This window comes from Caulobacter sp. GW821-FHT12F03, from assembly GCF_058806855.1.
In genome coordinates this window covers 52,529-73,472 of the sequence record NZ_JBXAQC010000004.1, presented here as the reverse complement: position 1 = coordinate 73,472, position 20,944 = coordinate 52,529, and the positions used below count along the sequence as shown (strand labels likewise).

Annotated in this window: 23 protein-coding genes; 13 read left to right on the top strand and 10 right to left on the bottom strand. The window is 70.1% G+C overall.

Annotated features, from left to right (window positions below):
- Positions 1-50: 50 nt before the first annotated feature.
- On the bottom strand, positions 51-1,397 hold the full coding sequence (locus tag AC1RN0_RS11555; protein WP_492787582.1) for a hypothetical protein: 1,347 nt from the start codon (positions 1,395-1,397) through the stop codon (positions 51-53).
- A 140-nt stretch (positions 1,398-1,537) separates the two neighbouring features.
- Between AC1RN0_RS11555 and AC1RN0_RS11550 the strand changes: the two genes are divergently transcribed.
- The 5 genes from AC1RN0_RS11550 (at position 1,538) to AC1RN0_RS11530 (ending at position 5,339) form a co-directional block, all read left to right on the top strand.
- Positions 1,538-2,608, top strand: coding sequence for an MBL fold metallo-hydrolase (locus tag AC1RN0_RS11550; RefSeq protein ID WP_492787581.1), 1,071 nt, complete (start codon positions 1,538-1,540; stop codon positions 2,606-2,608).
- Between the two features lie 53 nt (positions 2,609-2,661).
- On the top strand, positions 2,662-3,093 hold the full coding sequence (locus AC1RN0_RS11545; RefSeq protein WP_492787580.1) for a MarR family winged helix-turn-helix transcriptional regulator: 432 nt from the start codon (positions 2,662-2,664) through the stop codon (positions 3,091-3,093).
- Between the two features lie 3 nt (positions 3,094-3,096).
- The gene (locus AC1RN0_RS11540; RefSeq protein ID WP_492787579.1) at positions 3,097-4,068 is read left to right on the top strand and encodes an SDR family NAD(P)-dependent oxidoreductase; all 972 of its coding nucleotides are present in this window, start codon (positions 3,097-3,099) and stop codon (positions 4,066-4,068) included.
- Between the two features lie 168 nt (positions 4,069-4,236).
- Entirely contained in the window at positions 4,237-4,722 is a 486-nt protein-coding gene (locus AC1RN0_RS11535) for a GNAT family N-acetyltransferase (protein ID WP_492787578.1), read from the top strand.
- On the top strand, positions 4,719-5,339 hold the full coding sequence (locus AC1RN0_RS11530; RefSeq protein ID WP_492787577.1) for a GNAT family N-acetyltransferase: 621 nt from the start codon (positions 4,719-4,721) through the stop codon (positions 5,337-5,339). The genes AC1RN0_RS11535 and AC1RN0_RS11530 overlap by 4 nt, the downstream gene beginning before the upstream one ends.
- Positions 5,340-5,454: 115 nt before the next feature.
- Here AC1RN0_RS11530 and AC1RN0_RS11525 read toward each other — a convergent pair whose 3' ends face one another.
- The 3 genes from AC1RN0_RS11525 to AC1RN0_RS11515 all read right to left on the bottom strand — a co-directional run bounded on the left by AC1RN0_RS11525 (position 5,455) and on the right by AC1RN0_RS11515 (position 9,135).
- The gene (locus tag AC1RN0_RS11525; protein WP_492787576.1) at positions 5,455-6,651 is read right to left on the bottom strand and encodes an acetyl-CoA C-acetyltransferase; all 1,197 of its coding nucleotides are present in this window, start codon (positions 6,649-6,651) and stop codon (positions 5,455-5,457) included.
- 124 nt (positions 6,652-6,775) lie between these two features.
- Positions 6,776-7,693 (bottom strand): SDR family NAD(P)-dependent oxidoreductase, encoded by a 918-nt coding sequence (locus tag AC1RN0_RS11520; protein WP_492787575.1) that lies wholly within the window; start codon positions 7,691-7,693, stop codon positions 6,776-6,778.
- Between the two features lie 176 nt (positions 7,694-7,869).
- Positions 7,870-9,135 carry an MFS transporter gene (locus AC1RN0_RS11515; protein WP_492787574.1) on the bottom strand — a complete coding sequence of 422 codons (1,266 nt, stop codon included), beginning with the start codon at positions 9,133-9,135 and terminating at the stop codon, positions 7,870-7,872.
- A 212-nt stretch (positions 9,136-9,347) separates the two neighbouring features.
- On the opposite strand from AC1RN0_RS11515, the gene AC1RN0_RS11510 reads away from it, so the two are divergent.
- From AC1RN0_RS11510 to AC1RN0_RS11495, 4 genes are all read left to right on the top strand, one after another.
- A complete protein-coding gene (locus tag AC1RN0_RS11510) occupies positions 9,348-9,836 on the top strand; it encodes a GNAT family N-acetyltransferase (RefSeq protein ID WP_492787573.1) in 489 nt (162 codons plus the stop codon).
- A 142-nt stretch (positions 9,837-9,978) separates the two neighbouring features.
- On the top strand, positions 9,979-10,548 hold the full coding sequence (locus AC1RN0_RS11505) for a DUF1285 domain-containing protein (protein ID WP_492787572.1): 570 nt from the start codon (positions 9,979-9,981) through the stop codon (positions 10,546-10,548).
- Positions 10,545-11,192, top strand: coding sequence for a CoA pyrophosphatase (locus tag AC1RN0_RS11500; RefSeq protein ID WP_492787571.1), 648 nt, complete (start codon positions 10,545-10,547; stop codon positions 11,190-11,192). Before AC1RN0_RS11505 ends, AC1RN0_RS11500 begins: the two co-directional genes overlap by 4 nt.
- Before the next feature lie 71 nt (positions 11,193-11,263).
- Positions 11,264-12,520 (top strand): CCA tRNA nucleotidyltransferase, encoded by a 1,257-nt coding sequence (locus AC1RN0_RS11495; RefSeq protein ID WP_492787570.1) that lies wholly within the window; start codon positions 11,264-11,266, stop codon positions 12,518-12,520.
- On the opposite strand, the gene AC1RN0_RS11490 is transcribed toward AC1RN0_RS11495, so the two are convergent.
- The 3 genes from AC1RN0_RS11490 to hemF form a co-directional block, all read right to left on the bottom strand.
- A complete protein-coding gene (locus AC1RN0_RS11490; protein ID WP_492787569.1) occupies positions 12,517-13,227 on the bottom strand; it encodes a hemerythrin domain-containing protein in 711 nt (236 codons plus the stop codon). The two genes, AC1RN0_RS11495 and AC1RN0_RS11490, sit on opposite strands and share 4 nt — an antisense overlap.
- Positions 13,228-13,242: 15 nt before the next feature.
- Complete coding sequence (locus AC1RN0_RS11485) at positions 13,243-13,902, bottom strand: glutathione S-transferase family protein (RefSeq protein WP_492787568.1); 660 nt, start codon at positions 13,900-13,902, stop codon at positions 13,243-13,245.
- Positions 13,903-14,025: 123 nt separating this feature from the next.
- Complete coding sequence (gene hemF / locus AC1RN0_RS11480; protein ID WP_492787567.1) at positions 14,026-14,898, bottom strand: oxygen-dependent coproporphyrinogen oxidase; 873 nt, start codon at positions 14,896-14,898, stop codon at positions 14,026-14,028.
- Positions 14,899-15,129: 231 nt separating this feature from the next.
- Between hemF and petA the strand changes: the two genes are divergently transcribed.
- The 3 genes from petA to AC1RN0_RS11465 are packed head-to-tail and all read left to right on the top strand — an operon-like array spanning position 15,130 to position 17,771.
- On the top strand, positions 15,130-15,678 hold the full coding sequence (gene petA / locus AC1RN0_RS11475) for a ubiquinol-cytochrome c reductase iron-sulfur subunit (RefSeq protein ID WP_492787566.1): 549 nt from the start codon (positions 15,130-15,132) through the stop codon (positions 15,676-15,678).
- A 5-nt stretch (positions 15,679-15,683) separates the two neighbouring features.
- Positions 15,684-16,970 (top strand): cytochrome b, encoded by a 1,287-nt coding sequence (locus tag AC1RN0_RS11470; protein ID WP_492787565.1) that lies wholly within the window; start codon positions 15,684-15,686, stop codon positions 16,968-16,970.
- A gap of 6 nt (positions 16,971-16,976) precedes the next feature.
- Positions 16,977-17,771, top strand: coding sequence for a cytochrome c1 (locus tag AC1RN0_RS11465; protein ID WP_492787564.1), 795 nt, complete (start codon positions 16,977-16,979; stop codon positions 17,769-17,771).
- A gap of 52 nt (positions 17,772-17,823) precedes the next feature.
- Here AC1RN0_RS11465 and AC1RN0_RS11460 read toward each other — a convergent pair whose 3' ends face one another.
- Positions 17,824-18,603: a hypothetical protein gene (locus AC1RN0_RS11460; protein WP_492787563.1), complete on the bottom strand. Its 780-nt coding sequence runs from the start codon at positions 18,601-18,603 to the stop codon at positions 17,824-17,826.
- 115 nt (positions 18,604-18,718) lie between these two features.
- Between AC1RN0_RS11460 and mtnP the strand changes: the two genes are divergently transcribed.
- Positions 18,719-19,582, top strand: coding sequence for an S-methyl-5'-thioadenosine phosphorylase (gene mtnP / locus AC1RN0_RS11455; RefSeq protein ID WP_492787562.1), 864 nt, complete (start codon positions 18,719-18,721; stop codon positions 19,580-19,582).
- Here the strand turns inward: mtnP and AC1RN0_RS11450 are convergent, their stop codons facing one another.
- The gene (locus AC1RN0_RS11450; protein WP_492787561.1) at positions 19,583-20,257 is read right to left on the bottom strand and encodes a dienelactone hydrolase family protein; all 675 of its coding nucleotides are present in this window, start codon (positions 20,255-20,257) and stop codon (positions 19,583-19,585) included. It lies immediately after the preceding gene.
- A 2-nt stretch (positions 20,258-20,259) separates the two neighbouring features.
- Positions 20,260-20,940 (bottom strand): dienelactone hydrolase family protein, encoded by a 681-nt coding sequence (locus AC1RN0_RS11445; RefSeq protein ID WP_492787560.1) that lies wholly within the window; start codon positions 20,938-20,940, stop codon positions 20,260-20,262.
- Between the last annotated feature and the right edge of the window lie 4 nt (positions 20,941-20,944).

The following is a 20,944-nucleotide window of genomic DNA, read 5'->3' as shown; positions in this document are numbered from 1 at the left end:
CCCGCCGGATCGCTCCGGCGGGCCTTCGTCTGTTCAGATCAGCCGTGTGATCAGTTGCTGACCTTGTTGGTCGGCAGCTTGCAGCCGCCGCCGATGCCGGCAGCCTGCTTGCAGCTCAGCACTTCCTTGGGCGTGTCCGACTTGGCCGGATAGTTGATCACCCAGCCGGGCAGGCCGTCGGAGCAGGCCACTTCCAGGAAGCCGTCGCCCGTGGCGGTCTTGCCGATCACGCGGGCGTCGGACACCACGCAGGAGCCCTTGCCCAGCGCGCGCAGGTCGCTGCTGATCTTGACCACCGAAGCCGCCTTCGGGGTGAAGCTGCAGCCGTAGCCGTCCAGCTCGGCGATCAGGCAGTTGTAGACCTTGCCGCCGCCGTTGGCGTCGAACACGCCGACGCCGCCGTCGGGACGATCCGAGCACTTCAGCTCGACCACTTCCTCGGGTTTGCCGCGCGACGGGAACAGGGCGTACTTCTCGACCTTGCAGGGGAAGCCGGCCTTGGTCGCCAGGCGGGTGTAGAGGCCGGCCTGTTCGGTCATGGCCTGACGCGAGTCGGTCAGGGTGCATTCGGCGCCGCCGGGGGCGTTGGCGCAGTCGATGGCGCGGGCCAGCGAGCCGTTGGCGGCGCGTTCGAGCACGTAGCCCTTGCCGTTCTGGCAGGCGACTTCGAAGTAGGTCGAACCGTTCACCGCGGCCAGGATGTAGCGCTTGTCGGTGACGACGCAGTTCTTGCCCGCGGCGGCGGCCAGGGAGTCGACCATGGCGAGCTGGGCTTCGCGGGTGGTCAGCTGGCAGGACAGGTTCGCGCCGGGCTCGTAGGCGAGGCAGGTGGTGGCCTTGACCTCCTTGGTCGCGTCAGCGGGGTTGGTCGTGGCGATGATCAGGCCCGAGCCGTTCTTGCAGGCGACCTCGAAGTAGGAGTTGTGCGCGCTGGAGCCGATCGAGCGGGCCTTGTCGATGTCGCAGCCGGCGTTGGCCTTGGCCACGAACGGCGCGAGCGCCTGGACCGGGTCGGCGTTGCCGGGCAGCTTGCAGGCCAGCGAACCGGGCTTGCCGTCCGCGCCCGGCTTGCCGGTTTCGAGACAGGAGTAGAACTGCGGCGGGGTCGCGTTGCCCGCGGTGGCGACGAGCACGCCGCCGAGGCCGGGGTTACAGGCGATTTCGTAGTAGCCGCTCTTGGTCTTCGGGTCGGCGCCGATCCAGCGCGCGTCGGCGACGGTGCACGACAGGCCGGCCGCGGCGACAATGGCCGGAGCCTCGGCCATGCCCTTTTCGCGCGACTTGGCGTCGATGCCGCCGGCCGCTTCAGCCGGCTTCTTGGCGGCCAGCACCATGGTGGCGGGCGCCATGATGGCTAGGGCCAGAACGGCCGCCAGGCCGATCCCGATTTTCCGCATTGTTCTGTCTCCTGGCAGATTCCTCGCGCGGACTTAAACGCGCGCTTTTTTCGGGGGTCAAGGTCACGCAACCCGCTGGCGGAATTGCGGCGCGGGGCTGAACGGCCGATGATGGCCGCGTTCATGGGGAGTGCAGGGCGTTGCGGGACGGAATCGAGGAAACGGCGGCCGAGGTGCGGCGTCCGAAACTGGACTACCCCTTCGAAACGGGTCCCACACCCGGAACGGGTGAAGCCGTGGAAGTCGCTCCGGGCGTCATGTGGCTGCGCATGCCGCTGGGCGGCGCGCTGCAGTTCATCAACGTCTGGGCCATCGCCGACGGCGAGGGCTGGTGCGTGGTCGATACCGGCATGCAGACCCGCGACACCTCCCAGGCCTGGCGGACGGCGTTCAAGGACGCGCTGGGCGGCAAGCCGATCACCCGGGTGATCGTGACCCACCTGCATCCCGACCATATCGGCCTCGCCGGCTGGATGACGCGCAAGTTCCAGTGCCGGCTGTGGATGACGCGGCTGGAGTACCTGCAGTGCCGCATGCTGGTGGCCGACACCGGCCGCGAGGCGCCCGAGGACGGCATGCGCTTCTACAAGGCCGCCGGCTGGGACGAAGACGCGCTGGAGAACTATCGCGCGCGCTTCGGCGGCTTCGGCAAGGCGATCTACCAACTGCCCGACAGCTATCGCCGGCTGAACGACGGGGAGGAATTCGACATCGGCGGCCGGACCTGGCGGATTGTGACCGGCAATGGCCACTCGCCGGACCACGCCTGCCTCTACTGCCCGGAGCTGAAGCTGCTGATTTCGGGCGACCAGGTGCTGCCGCGCATCTCCTCGAACGTGTCGGTGTTTCCGACCGAGCCGGACGCCGATCCGCTGACCGACTGGATGACGTCCTGCGCCAAGGTGAAGGCCGCCGTGCCGGACGAGGTTCTGGTTCTGCCGGCGCACAACGACCCGTTCCACGGCCTGCACGCCCGGCTCGATCACCTGATCGCCGGCCATGAGCGGTCGCTGGGCCGGCTGGAGAAGTCGCTGGCCGAGCCGAAGCGCGCCGTCGACGTGTTCGGCGCCCTGTTCGCCCGGCCGATCGGTCCCGAACTGGTCGGCATGGCCACCGGCGAGAGCCTGGCCCACCTGAACTGCCTGATCGAGCGCGGCAAGGCGCTGGCGGAGCCGGACGCCGACGGGGTGATCTGGTACCGGGCGGGGTGACTGCTTCACATGTGAACTTGATGTTTCGCATGTGAAGCATATAGTGGCGTTCGATGACCGAACGCCCCGTCTTCTACGCCCTGCTGAAAGCCGCCCAGAAACGCGTCGAGCGCTGGGTGGAGGCCGAGGCCGCGCAGATCGAGGGGGTCACGTCCGCCCAGGCGGGCCTGGTGCTGTTCCTCGGCCGATCGGACGGCGCGGCCATCGGCGACGCCGCCGAGGCGCTGGACGTGGCCCCGTCGGCCATGACCGGCCTGGTCGATCGCATGACCCGCGCCGGATATGTGGAGCGGCGACCGGACCCGACCGACGGACGCGGCCAGCGCCTGTACCTGACCGCCCAGGGCTGGTCGGCGCGGGAGCGGGCCGTGGCCCTGCTCGATGATCTCAACCAACGCCTGAGCGAAGGCCTGTCGGAGGGGGACGCCGCCGTCGTCGCCCGCTGGCTGGAAGCCGTCGCCGCCAAATTCTCCAGGGAGGACTGACCCATGACCGACCGCATCACCTCGCCCTTCGGGGCCTTCACGCCGGCGCGCGAGGTCGTGGCGGGCCACGACCTGACCGGCAAGACCGCCATCGTCACCGGCGCCGCCACGGGCATCGGCATCGAGACGGCCCGGGCCCTGGCCGAGGCCGGCGCCGACGTGGTCATCGCCGCCCGCAAGCCCGACCTGGCGGCCGCCGCCATCGGCGACATCGCGAAGACGGCGAAGGGCCCCGGCGCCCGGTTCGAGATGCTCGACCTGTCGGACCTGGCCTCGATCCGCGCGTTCGGCGCGCGGTGGGGCGACAAGCCCCTGCATATCCTGATCAACAACGCCGCCGTCATGGCCTGCCCGCTGGACCGGACGCACGACGGGTTCGAGATGCAGATCGGCACCAACCACTTCGGTCACTTCCTGCTGGGCAATCTGCTGGCCCCGGCGCTGGAAGCCGGCGCGAAGGGCGCGGGAAAGGCCTCGCGGCTGGTCAGCCTGTCGTCGATCGGCCACCGCCGCTCGGACATCAACTGGGACGACGTCAACTACGTCACCCGGCCCTACGACAAGTGGGAGAGCTACGGCCAGGCCAAGACGGCCAACGCCCTGTTCGCGGTGGGCTTCCACAGGCGGTTCAAGGATCGCGGGATCACCGCCAACGCCGTCATGCCGGGCGGCATCATGACCCCGCTGCAGCGGCACCTGCCGCACGAGGAGATGGTCGCCCTGGGCTGGATCGACGAGGCGACCGGCAAGATCCGCGACGGCTTCAAGACGCCGGAGCAGGGCGCCTCGACCAGCGTCTGGGCGGCCGTGGGGCCCGAACTCGAGGGCGTCGGCGGGCTGTATCTCGAGAACTGCAACCAGGCCCTGCCCTGGTCCCAGGCGACGCCGTGGGAAGGCGTCATGCCGCACGCCCTGGACCCGGACAGCGCCGAGCGACTGTGGGCCTTGTCGGTGGAGACGGTCGGCGCGGGGTGAGGGTTCCCTCCCCCTCGCCCTCATTGGGAGGGACAGACCGCGAAGCGGTCAGGGTGGGGCGTAAGGGGCCGTGCCGGAGGGGGCGGGGTGGCGGGCGGCTTCCCCACCCGTCCGGACTTCGTCCGTCCACCCTCCCCATGAAGGGGAGGGAGGTCTAGACTCGTGGCCATGGTCCAGTCTCTCCACATCCGACCCGCTCACCCCGGCGACGCGCCGGTCATCCTCGGCTTCGTCCAGGCCCTGGCCGAGTACGAGAAGCTGCGCCACGAAGCCGATCTGACGCTGTGGGACGTGGAGCTGTCGTTCTTCGGCGTCGCGCCGCGGGTGTTCTGCGACATCGCCGAACTCGACGGCCGGCCGGTCGGTTTCGCGGTCTGGTTCTACAGCTACTCCACCTTCCGGGGCCGGCACGGCATCTATCTGGAAGACCTGTTCGTAGAGCCGGCCGCGCGCGGCGTCGGGGCCGGCAAGGCGCTGCTGGCCGGCCTGGCGCGGCGCTGCCGGGACGAGAACCTGCCGCGCCTCGACTGGGCGGTGCTGGACTGGAACGCGCCGTCAATCGCCTTCTACGACTCGCTGGGGGCCGAGACGCTCGACGGCTGGACCACGCGCCGGCTGACCGGCGCGCCGCTGGAGCGCCTGGCCGCGTCATGAGCGCGCCGCCGGACACCGTGCTGGAGGTCCCGCCCGCGGAGGCGGCGGCGATCCGGGCGGCGGTGCTGGCGGCCGACCTCGACGGGCTGGGGCCGGGCCGGTCGCTCGCCCGGCCGGAGGACGCGGCCGACCTGACGGCCTTCCTCGCCGACCCGCGCGTCACCGACGCCATCTACGACCTGCCCCGGCCGTTCAGCCTGGACAACGTCGCCCGCTGGATCGCCGAGTCCGAAGCCCTGCGGCGGGAGGGGCGGCGGCTGCTGATCCTGACGCGCGACGGAAGCGGCGAGATCGCGGGCTACAGCTGCGTCAGCATCTGGCCCGAGCGGTCAGCCGCGGAGCTGGCCGGGGCGCTGCGCGCGGATCGCCAGAGCGGCGGTCAGGGCGGCGCCGGGGCGCTGCACACCTTCGGCTGGATTTTCCGGGCGCTGAAGGTGCGGATGATGTGCCTGACCGCCGCCGTCGACAACGTCCGCTCGGCGAAACTGATCGACGCGGCGGGGTTCGTGCGCATGGGCACGCGCGAGGCGGTCCGGCCGGACGGGACGACGCGGACATCGCTCTACTGGGAGGTGACGGCCGATCAGTGGCGGGAGCGGTGGGGGAGTAGGGAGTAGGGAGTAGGGAGTAGGGAGTAGGGAGTAGGGAGTAGGGAGTAGTAGAGGGTAGGCGCGGCGCCGGCAGCATCAACTGGTCGAACTACGCCCTACTCCCTACCCCCTACGCCCTTATTCACGCCCGCTCGAACACCGCCGCGATGCCCTGGCCGCCGCCGATGCACATGGTCTCCAGGCCGTACCGGCCGTCCCGACGGTGCAGCTCGCGCAGCAGGTTGGCGAGGATGCGACCGCCGGTGGCGCCGATCGGGTGGCCGAGCGAAATGCCGCTGCCATTGACGTTCAGCTTGTCGCGGTCGTCCCAGCCCCAGCCCTTGAGCACGGCCAGCACCTGCGGCGCGAAGGCCTCGTTCAGCTCGACGAGATCCATGTCCTTCCAGCCGAGGCCGTTGCGCTTGAACAGGCGCTCGACGGCCGGCACCGGGCCGATGCCCATGCGCGAGGGATCGCAGCCGGCGGCCGCCCAGCTGTGGAACCAGCCCATCGGCTCCAGGCCCAGCTCGTCCAGCTTGTCCTCGGCGACCACCAGGCAGGCGGCGGCGGCGTCGTTCTGCTGGCTGGCGTTGCCGGCGGTGACCACGCCGTCCTTCTCGATGGCGCGCAGCTTGCCCAGCGACTCCATCGTCGCGTCGGGGCGGTAGCCCTCGTCCTTCTCGAAGATGACCGGGTCACCCTTCTTCTGCGGCACGGCCACCTTGACCAGCTCGTCGTCGAACTTGCCGTCGGCCCAGGCCTTCGTGGCCCGCTGATGGCTCATGACCGCGTATTCGTCGGCCTGCTCGCGGGTGATGTTGTAGTCGCGGGCCAGGTTGTCGGCCGTCTCGATCATGCCGCTGATCACGCCGAAGCGGCTGATCGGCTGGCTCATCACCCGGCCGCGGGCCAGACGGTCGTGCATCGTCACCGAGCCGGCCCGGGCGCCGTTGCGCATCTCGAGGCTGTAGTACTCGGTGTTGCTCATGCTCTCGACGCCGCCGGCGATGACCACGTCGGCCGCGCCGGTCTGGATCATCATCGCCGCGTCGATGATCGCCTGCAGGCCCGAGCCGCAGCGGCGGTCGAGCTGGTAGCCCGGCACGCTGATCGGGAAGTCGGCGGCCAGCAGCGACCAGCGGGCGATGCAGGGGGCCTCGCCGTTGCCGTAGCCCTGGGCGAAGATCACCTCGTCGACCCGTTCCGGATCGAGCTTCGTGCGGTCGACGATGGCGCGCAGGATGACCGCGCCGAGCTCGCCGGCGGTCAGGCTGGACAGCCCGCCCTGGAACTTGCCGACCGCGGTGCGGATGGGGCTGACGATGGCGACGCGACGCATGGGAGGCTCCGAGATGTCTCCCTCCCCTTCAGGGGGAGGGTGGCCCGAAGGGCCGGGTTGGGGATGGCCGCGTGGCGCCGGTGAGGCGGGTTGACGCCCCACCCTCGGCGGCTGCGAGTCGGTCCTAGACCGGATCGTAGGGGAACACCGACGCCGAGGCGCCCGTGTCGAAGAAGCTGTTCTTCATCGCCGGCAGGGCGACGTCGAGCAGCGAGCGCGGGCTCCAGCCCTCGACCTTGGCCATCGAGCGGATCGGGCGGGGCTGGTCGAACAGCACCACCTCGTTGCCGCGCACGCCGAAGATCTGGCCGGTGACGTCCTTCGCCTCTGGCGAGGCGAGGGCGATGGCCAGCTGGGCGACCTGGTCGGCGCGCATCGAGTCGCGCATCCGGCCGACGCGCAGGGCGCTGGCCTCGTCGGTGACAGGGATCGAGGCGATCATGCGGGTCCAGGCGAACGGCGCGATGACGTTGGAGCGCACGCCCTTGGGCGCGCCTTCCATGGCGATGATCCGCGACAGGCCGGCCACGCCGAGCTTGGCGGCGGCGTAGTTGGCCTGGCCGATGTTGCCGATCAGGCCGGTGGTCGAGGTGAAGTGGATGTAGGAGCCTTCGCCCTGGCCACGGAAGTGTTCGACGCTGGCCCGGCTGACGTTGTAGGCGCCGCGGAGGTGGACGGCGATGACCGCGTCCCAGTCGGCGTCGTCCATCTTGTGGAACATCTTGTCGCGCAGGATGCCGGCCGGATTGATCACCGCGTGCAGGCCGCCGAAGGTGTCCATGGCCTGCTCGACCATGCCGCGGACCGCGGCCATGTCGGTGACGCTGTCGGAGTTGGCCACCGCCTCGCCGCCGGCGGCGACGATCTCGTTGGCCGTCTGCTGCGCGGGGCCGGCGTCGCCGGCGTCGGCGCCCGAAAGCCCGCCGCCGAGATCGTTGACCACCACCTTCGCACCCTCGCGGGCCGCCAGCAGGGCGCACTCCTTGCCGATGCCGTTGGCGGCGCCGGTAACCAGAACAACCTTGCCCTCAAGCACGCCCATGGCGGGTCTCCCTTGGATGATTTTTGCCGTGTGGCAGCCGTCTAAGCGCGCGACGCTGCGTTAGGCAAGCTGCGTCCTTCGACACGGCGCTTCGCGCCTGCTCAGGATGACGTGCATTTGGTCTACGTCATGGTGAGCAGCAGCCGCAGGCTGCGTGTCGAACCACGCAACCTGCATCACGTCAGCCGGTCGGCCTTGCGCAGGGCCGGGAACAGCTTCGCCCAGACGCCCGTCACGATGATCGCGCCGACGCCGCCGAACACCGCCGCGCCCACCGGGCCCAGGAAGCGGGCGACGATGCCGCTCTCGAACTCGCCCAGTTCGTTGCTGGCGCCGATGAACAGCGAGGAGACCGTCGCCACCCGACCGCGCATGTGATCGGGGGTGGCCAGCTGGACCAGCGTCTGGCGGACGTAGACGCTGATCATGTCCGCCCCGCCGAGCAGGATCAGCCCGCCCATCGAGATCCACATGATCTTCGACAGGCCGAAGATCAGTGTGCCGACCCCGAACAGGGCCACGGCCGAGAACATGATCACCCCGGCGTTCTTGCGGATCGGGTTGCTCGCCAGCCACAGGGCGACCGCCGCCGCGCCGATGGCCGGACCCGCGCGCAGCAGGCCGAAGCCTTCCGCGCCCACGTGCAGCACGTCCTTGGCGAACACCGGCAGCAGCAGCGTCGCGCCGCCGAGAATCACCGCGAACAGGTCGAGCGAGATGGCCCCGAAGACGATCTTGTTGTTCCACACATAGGCCAGCCCCTCCTTCATCAGCGCCCAGCGCGAGCCGGGCTGGACTTCCGGCTGGGCGTTGCCGCGCACCAGCAGCACACAGGCGCCGGCGACGACATAGAGGGCGGCGGACACGCCGTAGGACAGGGTCGGGGAGATGGCCACCAGGATGCCGCCGACCGCCGGTCCGGCGATCGAGGCGGTCTGCCAGGCCAGCGACTGCCAGGCGATGGCGCGCGGGAGGAGGGGGCGGGGCACCAGCATGGGCCCGAGCGCCGTGCTGGCCGGCGAGAAGAACGACCGCGCCGTGCCGAACAGGGCCGCGGCGCTCAGCAGCACCGGAATCGAGGCCCAGCCGAGGAAGGTCACCGCGGCCAGGCCGACGGCCACGACGATCTCGGCGAGGTAGCAGCGCAGCAGGATGCGGCGGCGGTCGTGCCGGTCGGCCATCTCGCCCGCCGGCAGGGCCAGCAGCAGCACCGGCAGGAAGGACACCAGGCCGATCATGCTGACGGTCAGGGCGGCGCGCTTGACGTCCATGTGCACATCGTCGCGGGCCACGGCGTAGATGTGCCAGCCCAGCGCCACGCCCTGGATCTGCACACCGAGCACGGCGACGAAGCGCGAGAGCCAGAACAGCACGAAGTCGCGCTGGCGCAGCAGCGCGCGCAGGGAGGTGTCGGGTTCGGGGAGGTCGGGGGAGTCGGACATGGGTCGTCGCACATTCGCCCGCGCGGGCCGGGGCCGCAACAGCCGTTGACGCGCCCGGGCGCGGCCCTTAAGTCGCGGCCCCTTGATGGCGAGAAGGGCGAGGGCGCGATGCGCAGCCTCCGACGAACGATCCGCCGCGCTGGATCAGCGCGAGTCTAGTCCCCCGGCCGAGAGGCGCGGGGCCGTTCCCGCCTTTCCGCTTCGAGCTTGCCATGACCGCCATCACCTATCGCCCCGAGCAGCCGGCTGACGCGCCGCGCATCGACGCCCTGATCGACCGCGCCTTCGGCCCGGGCCGCCACGCCAAGGCGGCCGACCGCCTGCGCGAGGGCAACCGGGTGATCCCCGAGCTGTCGTTCACCGCCTGGGACGGCGAGACGCTGGTCGGCTCGGTGCGGCTGTGGCCGGTGGCCATCGGCGGCGCGCCGGTGGTGTTCCTCGGACCGATCGCGGTCGAGGCCGAGCTGCGCAAGCACCGCATCGGACAGACGCTGGTCGAGATGGCCTGCGACGCCGCGGCCAGGGCCGGCTGGCCCGCCGTGCTGCTGGTCGGCGACGCGCCCTATTTCAGCCGGGTGGGCTTCGACGCCGCCCCGGCCAGGGCCGTACGCATGCCCGGTCCTGTCGACCAGCGCCGGGTGCTGCTGAAGGCCCTGCGCGAGGGCGGGGCGGATGGACTGGCGGGCCCTGTGACCCGCTAGCCGGGGACAGGCTCCGGCTTGGGACATGCGACTTCAATGCGTGTCCCCACAGGCTTGGAAGCGGGAAGGGACCCGCACCCGAGACGGTACATGTCCCCCGACAGTTGCTTTCCCCGGCGCGAGGCGCATCTACACTGTCGACATGACTGACGTGAAACCCGGACTGGACGGCGTGATCGCCGCGGCGAAGCAGGCGCCCGGCCGCGGGCTGCCGCCCGTGCATCTGTGGAATCCGGCCCACTGCGGCGAGATCGACATCCGCATCCGCAAGGACGGGGTCTGGTTCCACGAGGGCACGCCGATCGGCCGCGAGGCGCTGGTGCGGCTGTTCTCGACCGTGCTGCGCAAGGACCCCGACGGCTTCCACCTGGTGACGCCGGTCGAGAAGATGAAGATCGTTGTCGAGGACGCGCCGTTCATCGCCATCCGCGTCGACCGCGCGGGCGAGGCCCTGGTGTTCCAGACCAACGTCGGCGACACCGTCGAGGCCGGCCCCGACAACGCCATCCGCGTCGAGATGGATCCGAAGACCGGCGAGCCGCGCCCCTATCTGCACGTCCGCCGCGGGCTCGAGGCGCTGATCGCCCGGCCGGTGTTCTACGAGCTGGTCGAGCTGGCGACCGAGCGCGACACGCCGGAGGGGCCGGCGCTGGGCGTGACCTCGAACGGGGCCTGGTTCGCCGTTGGACCGGCGGGGGCGCACCGGCTGTGAGCCCGCATGCCTCGCCGGCCGCGTTGCGCGACTGGATCGGACAGCATCTCGACCCGCTGGACGACCCCGCCGGCGACCGCCATCCGCCCCGCTCGGACTTCGATCTCAATCCGGACATGGCCCCGGCCGTGCTCGACGCGCCCAAGCCGGCCGCCGTGCTGGTGGCCCTGGTCGAGCGCAAGGCCGGCCTGTCGGTGCTGCTTACGCGCCGGTCGGACACGCTGCGCAATCACACGGGGCAGGTCGCCTTTCCCGGCGGACGCCTGGATCCCGGCGAAACGGTGCAGCAGGCGGCCCTGCGCGAGGCGCATGAGGAAATCGGGCTGGCGCGCGACCAGGTGTCGCTGGCCGGTCTGTCGACGCCCTACCGCACCGGCACCGGCTATCTGGTGACGCCGGTGGTCGGCTTCGTGCCGCCGGACCTGCCGCTGAGGCCCAACCCCCACGAGGTGGCGGAGATCTTCGAGACCCCGTTCGGCTTCCTGATGGACCCGGCCAACTACGAGCGTCGCCATTACGACATGCCCGACGGCCAGCGGCGGCATTTCTACGCCATGACCTGGGAGAACCAGCTGATCTGGGGCGCCACGGCCGGCATGCTGCGGGCGCTTTACGACCGGCTTTACGGAGCCGCCGTCGCCTGATCGGACCCGGCGCCTGAAATGAAGGCAAGGTCCCGCTTTTCAGCGCCGGGCAGGCGCCCTAAGTCCTCCGCATGGTTTCGACTGAAAGTATCGGCGTCCGTCCCTGGATGGAGCATTCCGCGACCCGCGCCGTGATGGCCGCGCTGGAGGCCCGCGGCTACGCCGGCTGCGCCCGGTTCGTCGGCGGCTGCGTGCGCAACAGCCTGCTCGGGCAGGCGATCGACGACATCGACATCGCCACCACCCTGACGCCCGACCAGGTCACCGAGGCGCTTGAGACGGCCGGGATCAAGGCCGTGCCGACCGGCGTCGACCACGGCACGGTCACGGCCGTGGCCGAGGGGCGGCCGTTCGAGATCACCACCCTGCGGCGCGACGTCTCGACCGACGGCCGCCGGGCCGTGGTCGCCTTCACCCAGAGCTGGGAAGAGGACGCGGTGCGTCGCGACTTCCGGCTCAACGCCCTCTACGCCGACGCCGAGGGCCGCATCTTCGACCCGACGGGCCAGGGCGTCGCCGACGCCCGGGCCGGGCGAATCGTCTTCGTCGGCGATGCGATGACCCGCATCCGCGAGGACTACCTGCGCATCCTGCGCTTCTTCCGCTTCCACGCCTGGTATGGCCGGGGCGACGCGGACCAGGCCGCGCTGGCCGCCTGCAAGGCGCTCAAGGGCATGCTGTCCGGCCGCGCCGCCGAGCGGACGCAGAAGGAGCTGCTCAAGCTGCTGGCCGCCCCCGATCCCCGCGCCGCCCTGCGCCTGATGGCCGCGACCAGCGTGCTGTCGGCGGTGCTGCCGCAGGTGAAGGCCCTGACCCGGTTCGAGAACCTGGTGGCCAACGAGGCCGAGCATTTCTTCGACATCGATCCCGAGCTGCGCCTGGCCAGCCTGCTGCCCGACGATCCGAAGGTGGCGCAGGACACGGCCGAGCGGCTGCGCCTGTCGAACGCCCTGAAGGACCGGCTGGTCGCCGCCGCCGGCCACGAGCCGCGCATCGTCTCCTGGATGAGCCCGCGCGAGACGCGCCGCGCCGTCTACCGCCTCGGCGGCCGCACCTTCGCCGACCGCGTCCGGCTGGCCTGGGCCGCGTCCGACCGTCCGGCGACCGCCAACCAGTGGCGGGCGCTGATCCCGCTGGCCGAGACCTGGACGCCGCCGGCCTTCCCGCTGACCGGCGAGGACGTGGTCAACGCCGGCGTGCCGCGCGGGCCGATGGTCGGCCAGGTGCTGCGCGAGATCGAGGACTGGTGGATCGACCTCGACTTCATCGACGACCGGATGGCCGCCGTTGAACGGCTGAAGTCCGTCGCCCAGGGCATGGCCTACTAGGCGGCCTCGACCAGCACGTCGGTCAGCAGCTCGTCGGCCAGCCGCCGCCATTCGCGATCGGCGAGGCTGGGACGGACCACCTCCCGCAGCAGCGCCTCGAAGATGTCCGGTCGGGCCGACGCTCCGACGGCCCGCAGCAGCGACAGCCGCTCGCGATGGCGCGCCGCCGGGATGATCATCCGCAGCATGCCGGCGCCGACGTGGGGTGTCATGCTCAGCACGATGCGCGTCTTCAGGGCGATCAGCGCGCCGTCGTCGAACAGCGCCTGGAGAAGCGGCAGCAGCACCTCCTCCTCGTGCGCCATCTGGACGAGGTCCGAGGCGACGAAGCGCGAGAACGCCAGATAGAGCGCCCGGCCCGCCTTGCGCAGCTGCGCCGGGGTCGCGTGCTCCAGGGCGTCGATGCGGGCGACCAGGTCCGGCAGGCTCGCCAGGTGGGCGCGATGCAGTCCCTCCAGCTCCGCCACGGCGCCGGGCGCATGCTGCGCCAGCGCCGTGTGGATCACCGATTCCTCATGCCTCAGATGCTCGGCGCACAGATCGAGGTGCTCGCGCAGGTGCGCCAGCAGGCCGCGCAGCGCCCGCCCGTCCTCCAGCTCGGCCGCGCCGAGCCGGATCAGCAGGTTGGCGTGCGCCATCCGCAGGCCCTTGTGAACCGGGCCATAGAGGTCGAACGCGCCTCGCGGCGCGGGATCGGAGAAGTCCATCACCGCCTCGCGCCGTCAGGCGGCCTGGGCGACGGCGGACTTCCAGCCCTGGAAGGCGACGTCGATGGCCGGCCAGTCGGGCCGGGCCTGCATGCGGGCGACCCAGGCCTTCACGTTCGGCCAGGGCGACAGGTCGAAGTCGACCAGTTCGCCCAGGGCGACCAGCGGCAGGCCGAAATAGTCGGCGAGGGTGATCGTGTCGCCGCAGACATAGGCGTTGCCCGCCAGCATGTGGTCGTTGAGCACCGCCAGCTTGCGCGAGGCCATCTCGTAGCCGCGGGCGGTGTACTCCTCCATCGCGCCCGGCGTGGCCAGGGCGTACTTGGGCAGCACGCGGCAGTAGACCACGTCGTAGCCGAACCAGTGGTAGAAGCCGGTGTTGAACCAGTCCATGGCGGCGTTGATCCGCGCGCGCTCGGCCAGGGTCGCCGGATAGGCCGTCGAGCCGAAGCGGTCGGCCAGGTACTTCAGGATCGCCGAGGATTCGGTCAGGCGCAGATCGCCGTCGACCAGCGCCGGCACCGTTCCGTTCGGGTTGATCGCCATGAATTCGGGCGTCTGATGCTCGCCCATGAACAGGCGAACCTCGTTCACTTCAATATCGATCTGGTGTTCGGCAATGAACAGCAGGATTCCACGGCAGACCGTGGACATGGAGTCAGAGTAGAGTTTCATATTCTTACCGATTTTTCATGTTCCTCCCGCGCCTGTGGCCTGGCGGGGACTTGAAAAACGCGAATATGCGCCGCGATAACGGCGTTCAACATAAACTCCTGTAATGTTGGGTTGCGGCGGGCCCTAGGGCCACTTCACCGACGGCGGCATCGAGCTGAGGATCGATTCGACATTGCCGCCCGTCTTCAGCCCGAAGGTGGTGCCGCGGTCGTAGAGCAGGTTGAACTCGACGTACCGGCCGCGGCGGACCAGCTGTTCCTCGCGCTCCTCGGCCGTCCAGGGCTCGGCCATGCGGCCGCGGACGATCTTCGGATAGATGTCGAGGAACGCCTTGCCGACGTCCTGGGTGAAGGTGAAGTCGCGATCCCAGTCGCCGCTGTCGTGGTGGTCGTAGAAGATGCCGCCGGTGCCGCGCGGCTCCTTGCGGTGCGCCAGATAGAAGTACTCGTCGCACCAGGCCTTGTACTTCGCGTGCCAGGCCGGGTCGTGGGCGTCGCAGGCGGCCTTCATGGCGGCGTGGAAGGCGAGGGTGTCGGGGTGGTCCTGCCGGCGCTGGACCTCGAGCAGCGGGGTCAGGTCGCCGCCGCCGCCGAACCAGCCCTGGGTGGTGCAGATGAAGCGGGTGTTCATATGCACAGCCGGCACGCGCGGGCTGGCCATGTGGGCGATCAGGCTGACGCCGGTGGCGAAGAACCTGGGGTCCTCCTTCGCGCCCGGCATATTGGCGGCCATTTCCGGGGTGAAGGTCCCGAAGACCATCGAGGTGTGGACGCCGACCTTTTCGAACAGACGGCCGTGCATCATCGACATCACGCCGCCGCCGCCCGCCTCGCGGACCCAGGGCTTGCGCTCGAAGCGGCCCGGAGCGCCGGGGTAGAGATCGGCGGGCGCTTCGTCCTCGAGCGTCTCGAAGGCGTCGAGGATCTGGTCGCGGAGTGATTCGAACCAGGCCCGGGCGCGGGCCTTGCGGTCTTCCAGAAGGGCGTTGTCGGTCATGAATCGGCTTTTACAGCCTCTCCCGCGTGCGTCCATGCGGCGCGGATATCCATATTCTCGCGATGGTCTGTTGAAATTGGGCGAGGCGCGCACTAATCGGTCCTGCCACGGGGCATCTACGGGGCGGGGCATAACCCACTATGGGGTAAGCCAAGCGCGCCGGTCACGATGCACCGCAAGGATTTGCGAGCCGCGCCTGTCGTCGCGGCCTTTTCGAAGGGTGATCTCAAGGTGGCCCACACCGCCGCGGACGCAACCAACCCCGTCGCCGGAGACGATCCCTCCCGGCGCGACTTCATTCATATCGCCGCCATCACCGCCGCCGCCGGCGGCGGGGTCGCGGCGATCTGGCCGTTTGTCGCCCAGATGAATCCCTCCGCCGACACCCTGGCCCTCGCCAGCGTCGAGTACGATCTGACCAAGATCGAACCGGCCCAGCAGGTCGTCATCAACTGGCGCGGCAAGCCGCTGTTCATCCGCAACCGGACGACGGAACAGATCGCCGCCGCGGTGAAGGATGACCACGCCGCCATGAAGGATCCGCAGACCGATGCGGAACGCCACAAGGAAGGCAAGCCCGAGTGGCTGATCCTCGTCGGCTCCTGCACCCACCTGGGCTGCGTGCCCACGGTCGGCGGCGGTGACTACGGCGGCTGGTTCTGCCCTTGCCACGGCTCGGTCTACGACACCTCCGGCCGGATCCGTAAGGGTCCCGCGCCGAAGAACCTCGTGGTGCCCGAGTACGCCTTCCTCTCCGACACCAAGGTCAAGATCGGCTGATAGAGATGAGCGGACATTCGACCTACGAACCGAAGAACGGTTTCTCTCGCTGGCTTGACGCGCGTTTGCCCGTCGGCCGCCTCGTCTGGGACAGCTTCGTCGACTATCCGACGCCGCGGAACCTGAACTACTGGTGGACCTTCGGCGGCATCCTGTCGCTGTGCCTCGGCGTTCAGATCCTCACCGGCGTCGTGCTGGCGATGCACTACACGGCCAGCTCGGCCGGCGCCTTCACCTCCGTCGAGCACATCATGCGCGACGTGAACTACGGCTGGCTGCTGCGCTACACCCACGCCAACGGCGCCTCGATGTTCTTCATCGCCGTCTACATCCACATGCTGCGCGGCCTCTACTACGGCTCCTACAAGGCGCCCCGCGAAGTGCTGTGGATCCTCGGCTGCGTGATCTACGGGCTGATGATGGCCACGGCCTTCATGGGCTACGTCCTGCCCTGGGGCCAGATGAGCTTCCACGGCGCGGTGGTCATCACCAACCTGCTGGGCGCTTTCCCGGTGGTCGGCGACGCCATCACGACGCTGCTCTGGGGCGGCTTCGCCGTCGACGAGCCGACGCTGAAGCGCTTCTTCTCGCTGCACTACCTGCTGCCGTTCATGATCGCGGGCGTCGTCGTCCTGCACGTCTGGGCGCTGCACGTGGTCGGCCAGAACAACCCGACCGGCATCGATCCCAAGTCCAAGTCCGACACCCTGCCCTTCACCCCGTACGCGACGGTGAAGGACGGCTTCGCGATGAGCGTCTTCCTGATCCTCTTCGCCACGTTCGTGTTCTTCATGCCGGACGCGCTCGGCCACTCGGACAACTACATCCCGGCCAACCCGCTGGTGACCCCGACGCACATCGTGCCCGAATGGTACTTCCTGCCGTTCTACGCGATCCTGCGCGCCGTCCCGGACAAGCTGATGGGCGTGATCGCCATGTTCGGCGCGATCGTCTGCATCTTCGCGCTGCCGTGGCTCGACACCTCCAAGGTGAAGTCGATGCGCTACCGGCCCCAGGCCAAGCTCTACTTCTTCATCTTCCTGGTGGTCTGCGTGATCCTCGGCTTCTGCGGCGCCAAGCTGCCGGACGACCAGGTGATCCCGGGTCTGGTGACCAACATCACGCCCCTGGGTTCGGACCTCAACAGCTTCGTCTGGCTGTCGCGGATCTCGACCCTCTACTACTTCGCCTACTTCCTGGTGGTGACGCCGCTGCTCGGGCTGATCGAAAAGCCCCTGCCGACGCCTGAAACCATCTCCTCGCCGGTTCTCGGCGGCGAACACAAGGACTGAGCCCCGATGCTGCGCAAAGTCACTCTGCTCGCGGCGGCCCTGCTCCTCGTCGGCGGACCCGCCCTTGCCAACAGCAAGGCCGAGGAGCCGATGGCTGTCGCCTTCAGCTTCGAAGGTCCGTTCGGCCGCTTCGATCAGGCCCAGCTCCAACGGGGCTACAAGGTCTATCGCGAGGTCTGCTCGGCCTGCCACAGCATGAACCTGGTCGCGTTCCGCAACCTTGGCGACCCGGGCGGTCCGTTCTTCGATCCGAAGTATCCGAACGCGAACGACAACCCCGTGGTGAAGGCCCTGGCCGCCGACATCCAGGTTCCGGACATCGACGGCGAAACGGGCGACGCCATCACCCGCCCCGCCACGCCGGCCGACCGTTTCCCGTCGCCGTTCCCCAACGCGATCGCGGCCAAGGCCAGCAACGGCGGCCTCGCGCCGCCCGACCTGTCGCTGATGGCCAAGGCGCGCGAAGGCGGCCCGGAATACATCGCCAGCCTGCTGCAGGGCTTCGGCCCGCCGGCGCACGGCGTGACGCTGTCGCCGGGCCAGCACTACAACAAGTACTTCCCCGGCGGCGTGATCGGCATGGCGCCGCCGCTGTCGCCGGACAAGGTCAGCTTCGACGACGGCACCAAGTCGACCGTCAAGCAGGAGGCCGAAGACGTCGCCGCCTTCCTGATGTGGGCCGCCGAGCCGCACATGGAAGACCGCAAGAAGATGGGCTTCTCGGTCATGATCTTCCTGCTTCTGTTCTCGGGCCTGCTCTACGCCAGCTATCGCCGGGTGTGGCGCAACGAGAGCCACTAGGCTCTCTCCGAACCGCAAGTGACGAAGGCCCGGGAGCGATCCCGGGCCTTTTTCATTGGGGACTCAGCACCAGCCGCCCGTGGCCGATGTCGAGCCGGACGCGCCAGCGCGACCACAGGTCCGTGCCCAGGGCGCCGGCCAGCGCCGGGTCGAGGTCGGGCGCGAGCGCCGCCGACGCCGTCTCGTAGAGCGCGCCGTCGAACGACAGGGCCCTCAGGCGGCCCGGCGCCAGGCCGCGCGGCGCGGCGTCGGCCTTCGTGCCGGCCGGGATCAAGGCCGCATGGGTGAGCCGCACCGCCGCCCGGGAACTGAAGTCGAGGGCGAACGCGCCGCGCCGGGCCCGGTGGCCGTCCGACACGGCGGCCTGGACAGTCGGAACGCCGTTGACGGTGGTCAGGGCCAGAACCCGTCCGCGGGGCCTCCGACGGCCCGCCGCGGGCGACAGGCGGACCCGGCAGGGGGCGAAGCCGATATCGACCACATAGCGGCCCAGCACATCCGCGCCGATGACGCCGGCGATCGGGGTCTGAAAACCCGGCGCCCGGCCATCCAGATCGACCACCGTGACCATCACGGGGGCCAGGGCCCGGCCGGCCAGGTGGCCGGGCGCGCTGAAGGTCGCGGGCAGGCCTTCCATCTGCGCGCGGGTTTCGTGCAGTTCGGTGCGCGGCGTGGAGGGATCGAGCAGCCAGTCGCCGGCGATCCCGCCGATCTCCGCCGGCACGACCACCGCGCCGTTCTCGAACCAGCAGGCCGCCGCGTCCGCCCGCGCCATCGCGGGCGAGCCGAGGGTCAGGCCGAGGCCGAGCAGCAGGGCGGGACGACAGCGCATGACCTCAGCCTGAACCGCGAATCTCCGGCGGGCAAACGGCGTCTCGGCGCCGGGAGCGTGGACATCGCGCGCGATCTGTCGGACTTCAGGCGGACACCAACACGGGAGCGCGGGCATGGCGGGCTGGACCCTGGGGATCATCGGCGGCTCGGGCCTCTACGACATCAGCGGCCTTGAGGATCGCGCGACCCTGACGTCCGTCGGTCCGTTCGGCGCGCCGTCGGGCCCGCTGACCACCGGGCTTATCGGCGACACGCGGCTGGTCTTCCTGCCCCGTCACGGCCCCGGCCACCGCATTCCGCCCGGCGGCATCAACGCCCGGGCCAATATCGACGCGCTCAAGCGCGCCGGCTGCACCGACATTCTGTCGCTGTCGGCCGTGGGCTCCCTGCGCGAGGACCTGTCGCCCGGGACGTTCGTCGCGGTCGACCAGTACATCGACCGCACGGTCGGCCGCGCTTCAAGCTTCTTCGGCGAGGGACTGGTGGCCCATGTGTCGATGGCCGACCCGGTCTGCCCGCGGCTGGCGCATCTGGCCGCCACGGCCGCCCGGGCCGCCGGCGCGCGGGTCGTCGAGGGCGGGACCTATCTGTGCATGGAGGGGCCGCAGTTCTCGACCCGCGCCGAGAGCGAGCTCTACCGGTCGTGGGGGTGCGCGGTCATCGGCATGACCAACCTGCCCGAGGCCCGGCTGGCCCGCGAGGCGGAGCTGCCCTACGCCGCGATCGGCATGGTCACCGACTATGACTGCTGGCGGGTGGGTGAGGCGCCGGTCGAGGTCGGCGACATCCTCGCCGTGCTGCACGGCAACGCCGCCATGGCCCGCGACCTGGTCCGGCGTCTGGCGGAGGGGCTGCCGACCGAGCGGCCTGCCTCGCCGATCGACACCTGCCTTGACGGCGCGATCCTCACCGCGCCCGAAGCCCGGGATCCGGCCGTGATGGCGCGGCTGGACGCGGTGGCGGGGCGGGTTCTCTGACTACATCTCGCTCTTCACCCCGCTGCTGCGGTGGAACAGCTGCAGGGTGCGGAGCATGGCCAGCCGGGCGCTGTCGGGGTGATGGCCGCTCGGCGCGACGAAGGCGTGTCCGGCAGGATAGATCCAGGCCGGAAGGTCCGGATGGGCGGCGGTGATCGCCGCCACGGCGTCCGGCGAAATGGTCTCGTCCTGGGCGCCGAAGTGCAGGATGGTCGGGACCTTCGGCGTCTCGTCGAGGCGGTTGACGATGTCCCCGCCATAGAAGCAGGCGACGGCGGCGAGGCCCTCGCAGCGGGCTGCGGCCAGCCATGCGGTGCTGCCGCCGAAACAGAAGCCGAGCAGATAGACCGGCCCGTCGAGGGCGTCGATCGCCGCCTGGACCACGTCCATCGTCGCCAGACCCCAGCCGGACGCCTCGCCGAGCGCCAGTCGTTCGTCGAGGATCGGAAAGTCCGTGTCGCGATCCGGGAAGGCGTTGGTCCCGTCCAGCAGGCTGGGGGCGATGACCTCGTAGCCCTGCGCCGCCAGTCCATCGCAGAAGTCGCGGATATGCGGCGTGACGCCCCAGATGGCGTGCAGCACCACCAGACCGCCGCGGCGGGCGTCGCCGGGGGCGGCGCGCCAGGCCGAGAAGGGCTTGCCGTCGCGCGTGGCGAGGGCGATGCGCTCGCCCATGGTCAGCCGGCCCCGTTGGCCTCGAACAGCGCCACCGTTCTCTGACGCGCCAGTTCGGCGTCGGCGAGGTCCGAGTCCGGCCGGCCGTCGTTGTTGAAGCCGTGGCCGGAGGCCTCGTAGATCCACACCGGGACGTCCGGATGGGCGGCCTGGACCTTCGCCTTCACCTCGTCGGCGGGAATGTGCGCGTCCTTGCGGCCCAGGTGCAGCTCCACGGGGCAGGAGAGGGGCAGGGCGGCCATGCCGGCGACCTGACCGCCGTAGTAGCTGGAGCCGGCGCTGAGCCCCGTGCAGCGCGACGCCGCGAGCCAGACCATCGTCCCGCCGTAGCAGTAGCCGACGATGAACACCGGCCCGCGGGGCTTGAGAAAGTCGATACAGGCCTGGATGTCGCTCATGGCGTTGTCCGGGCCGTTGGCCATGGCCAGCTTGACCGCCGTCTGGACGCCCTCGTCGCTGTGTTCGGCCGTGAAGCCCGGCTGCTGGCGGTCGTACATCGAGGGGGCCAGCACCTCGTAGCCGCGGGCTTCCCAGCGGGCGACGTCCTCCTGGACGTATTTGTCGAGGCCGAAGATCTCCTGGATGACGATGACGCCGCCCTTGCGGGCGCCGTTCGGCCGGCCGTGCAGGGCCGAGAACGCGAAGCCGTCGTGGCCGGAGGTGAGGGTGATCATGTCGGCCATGGGG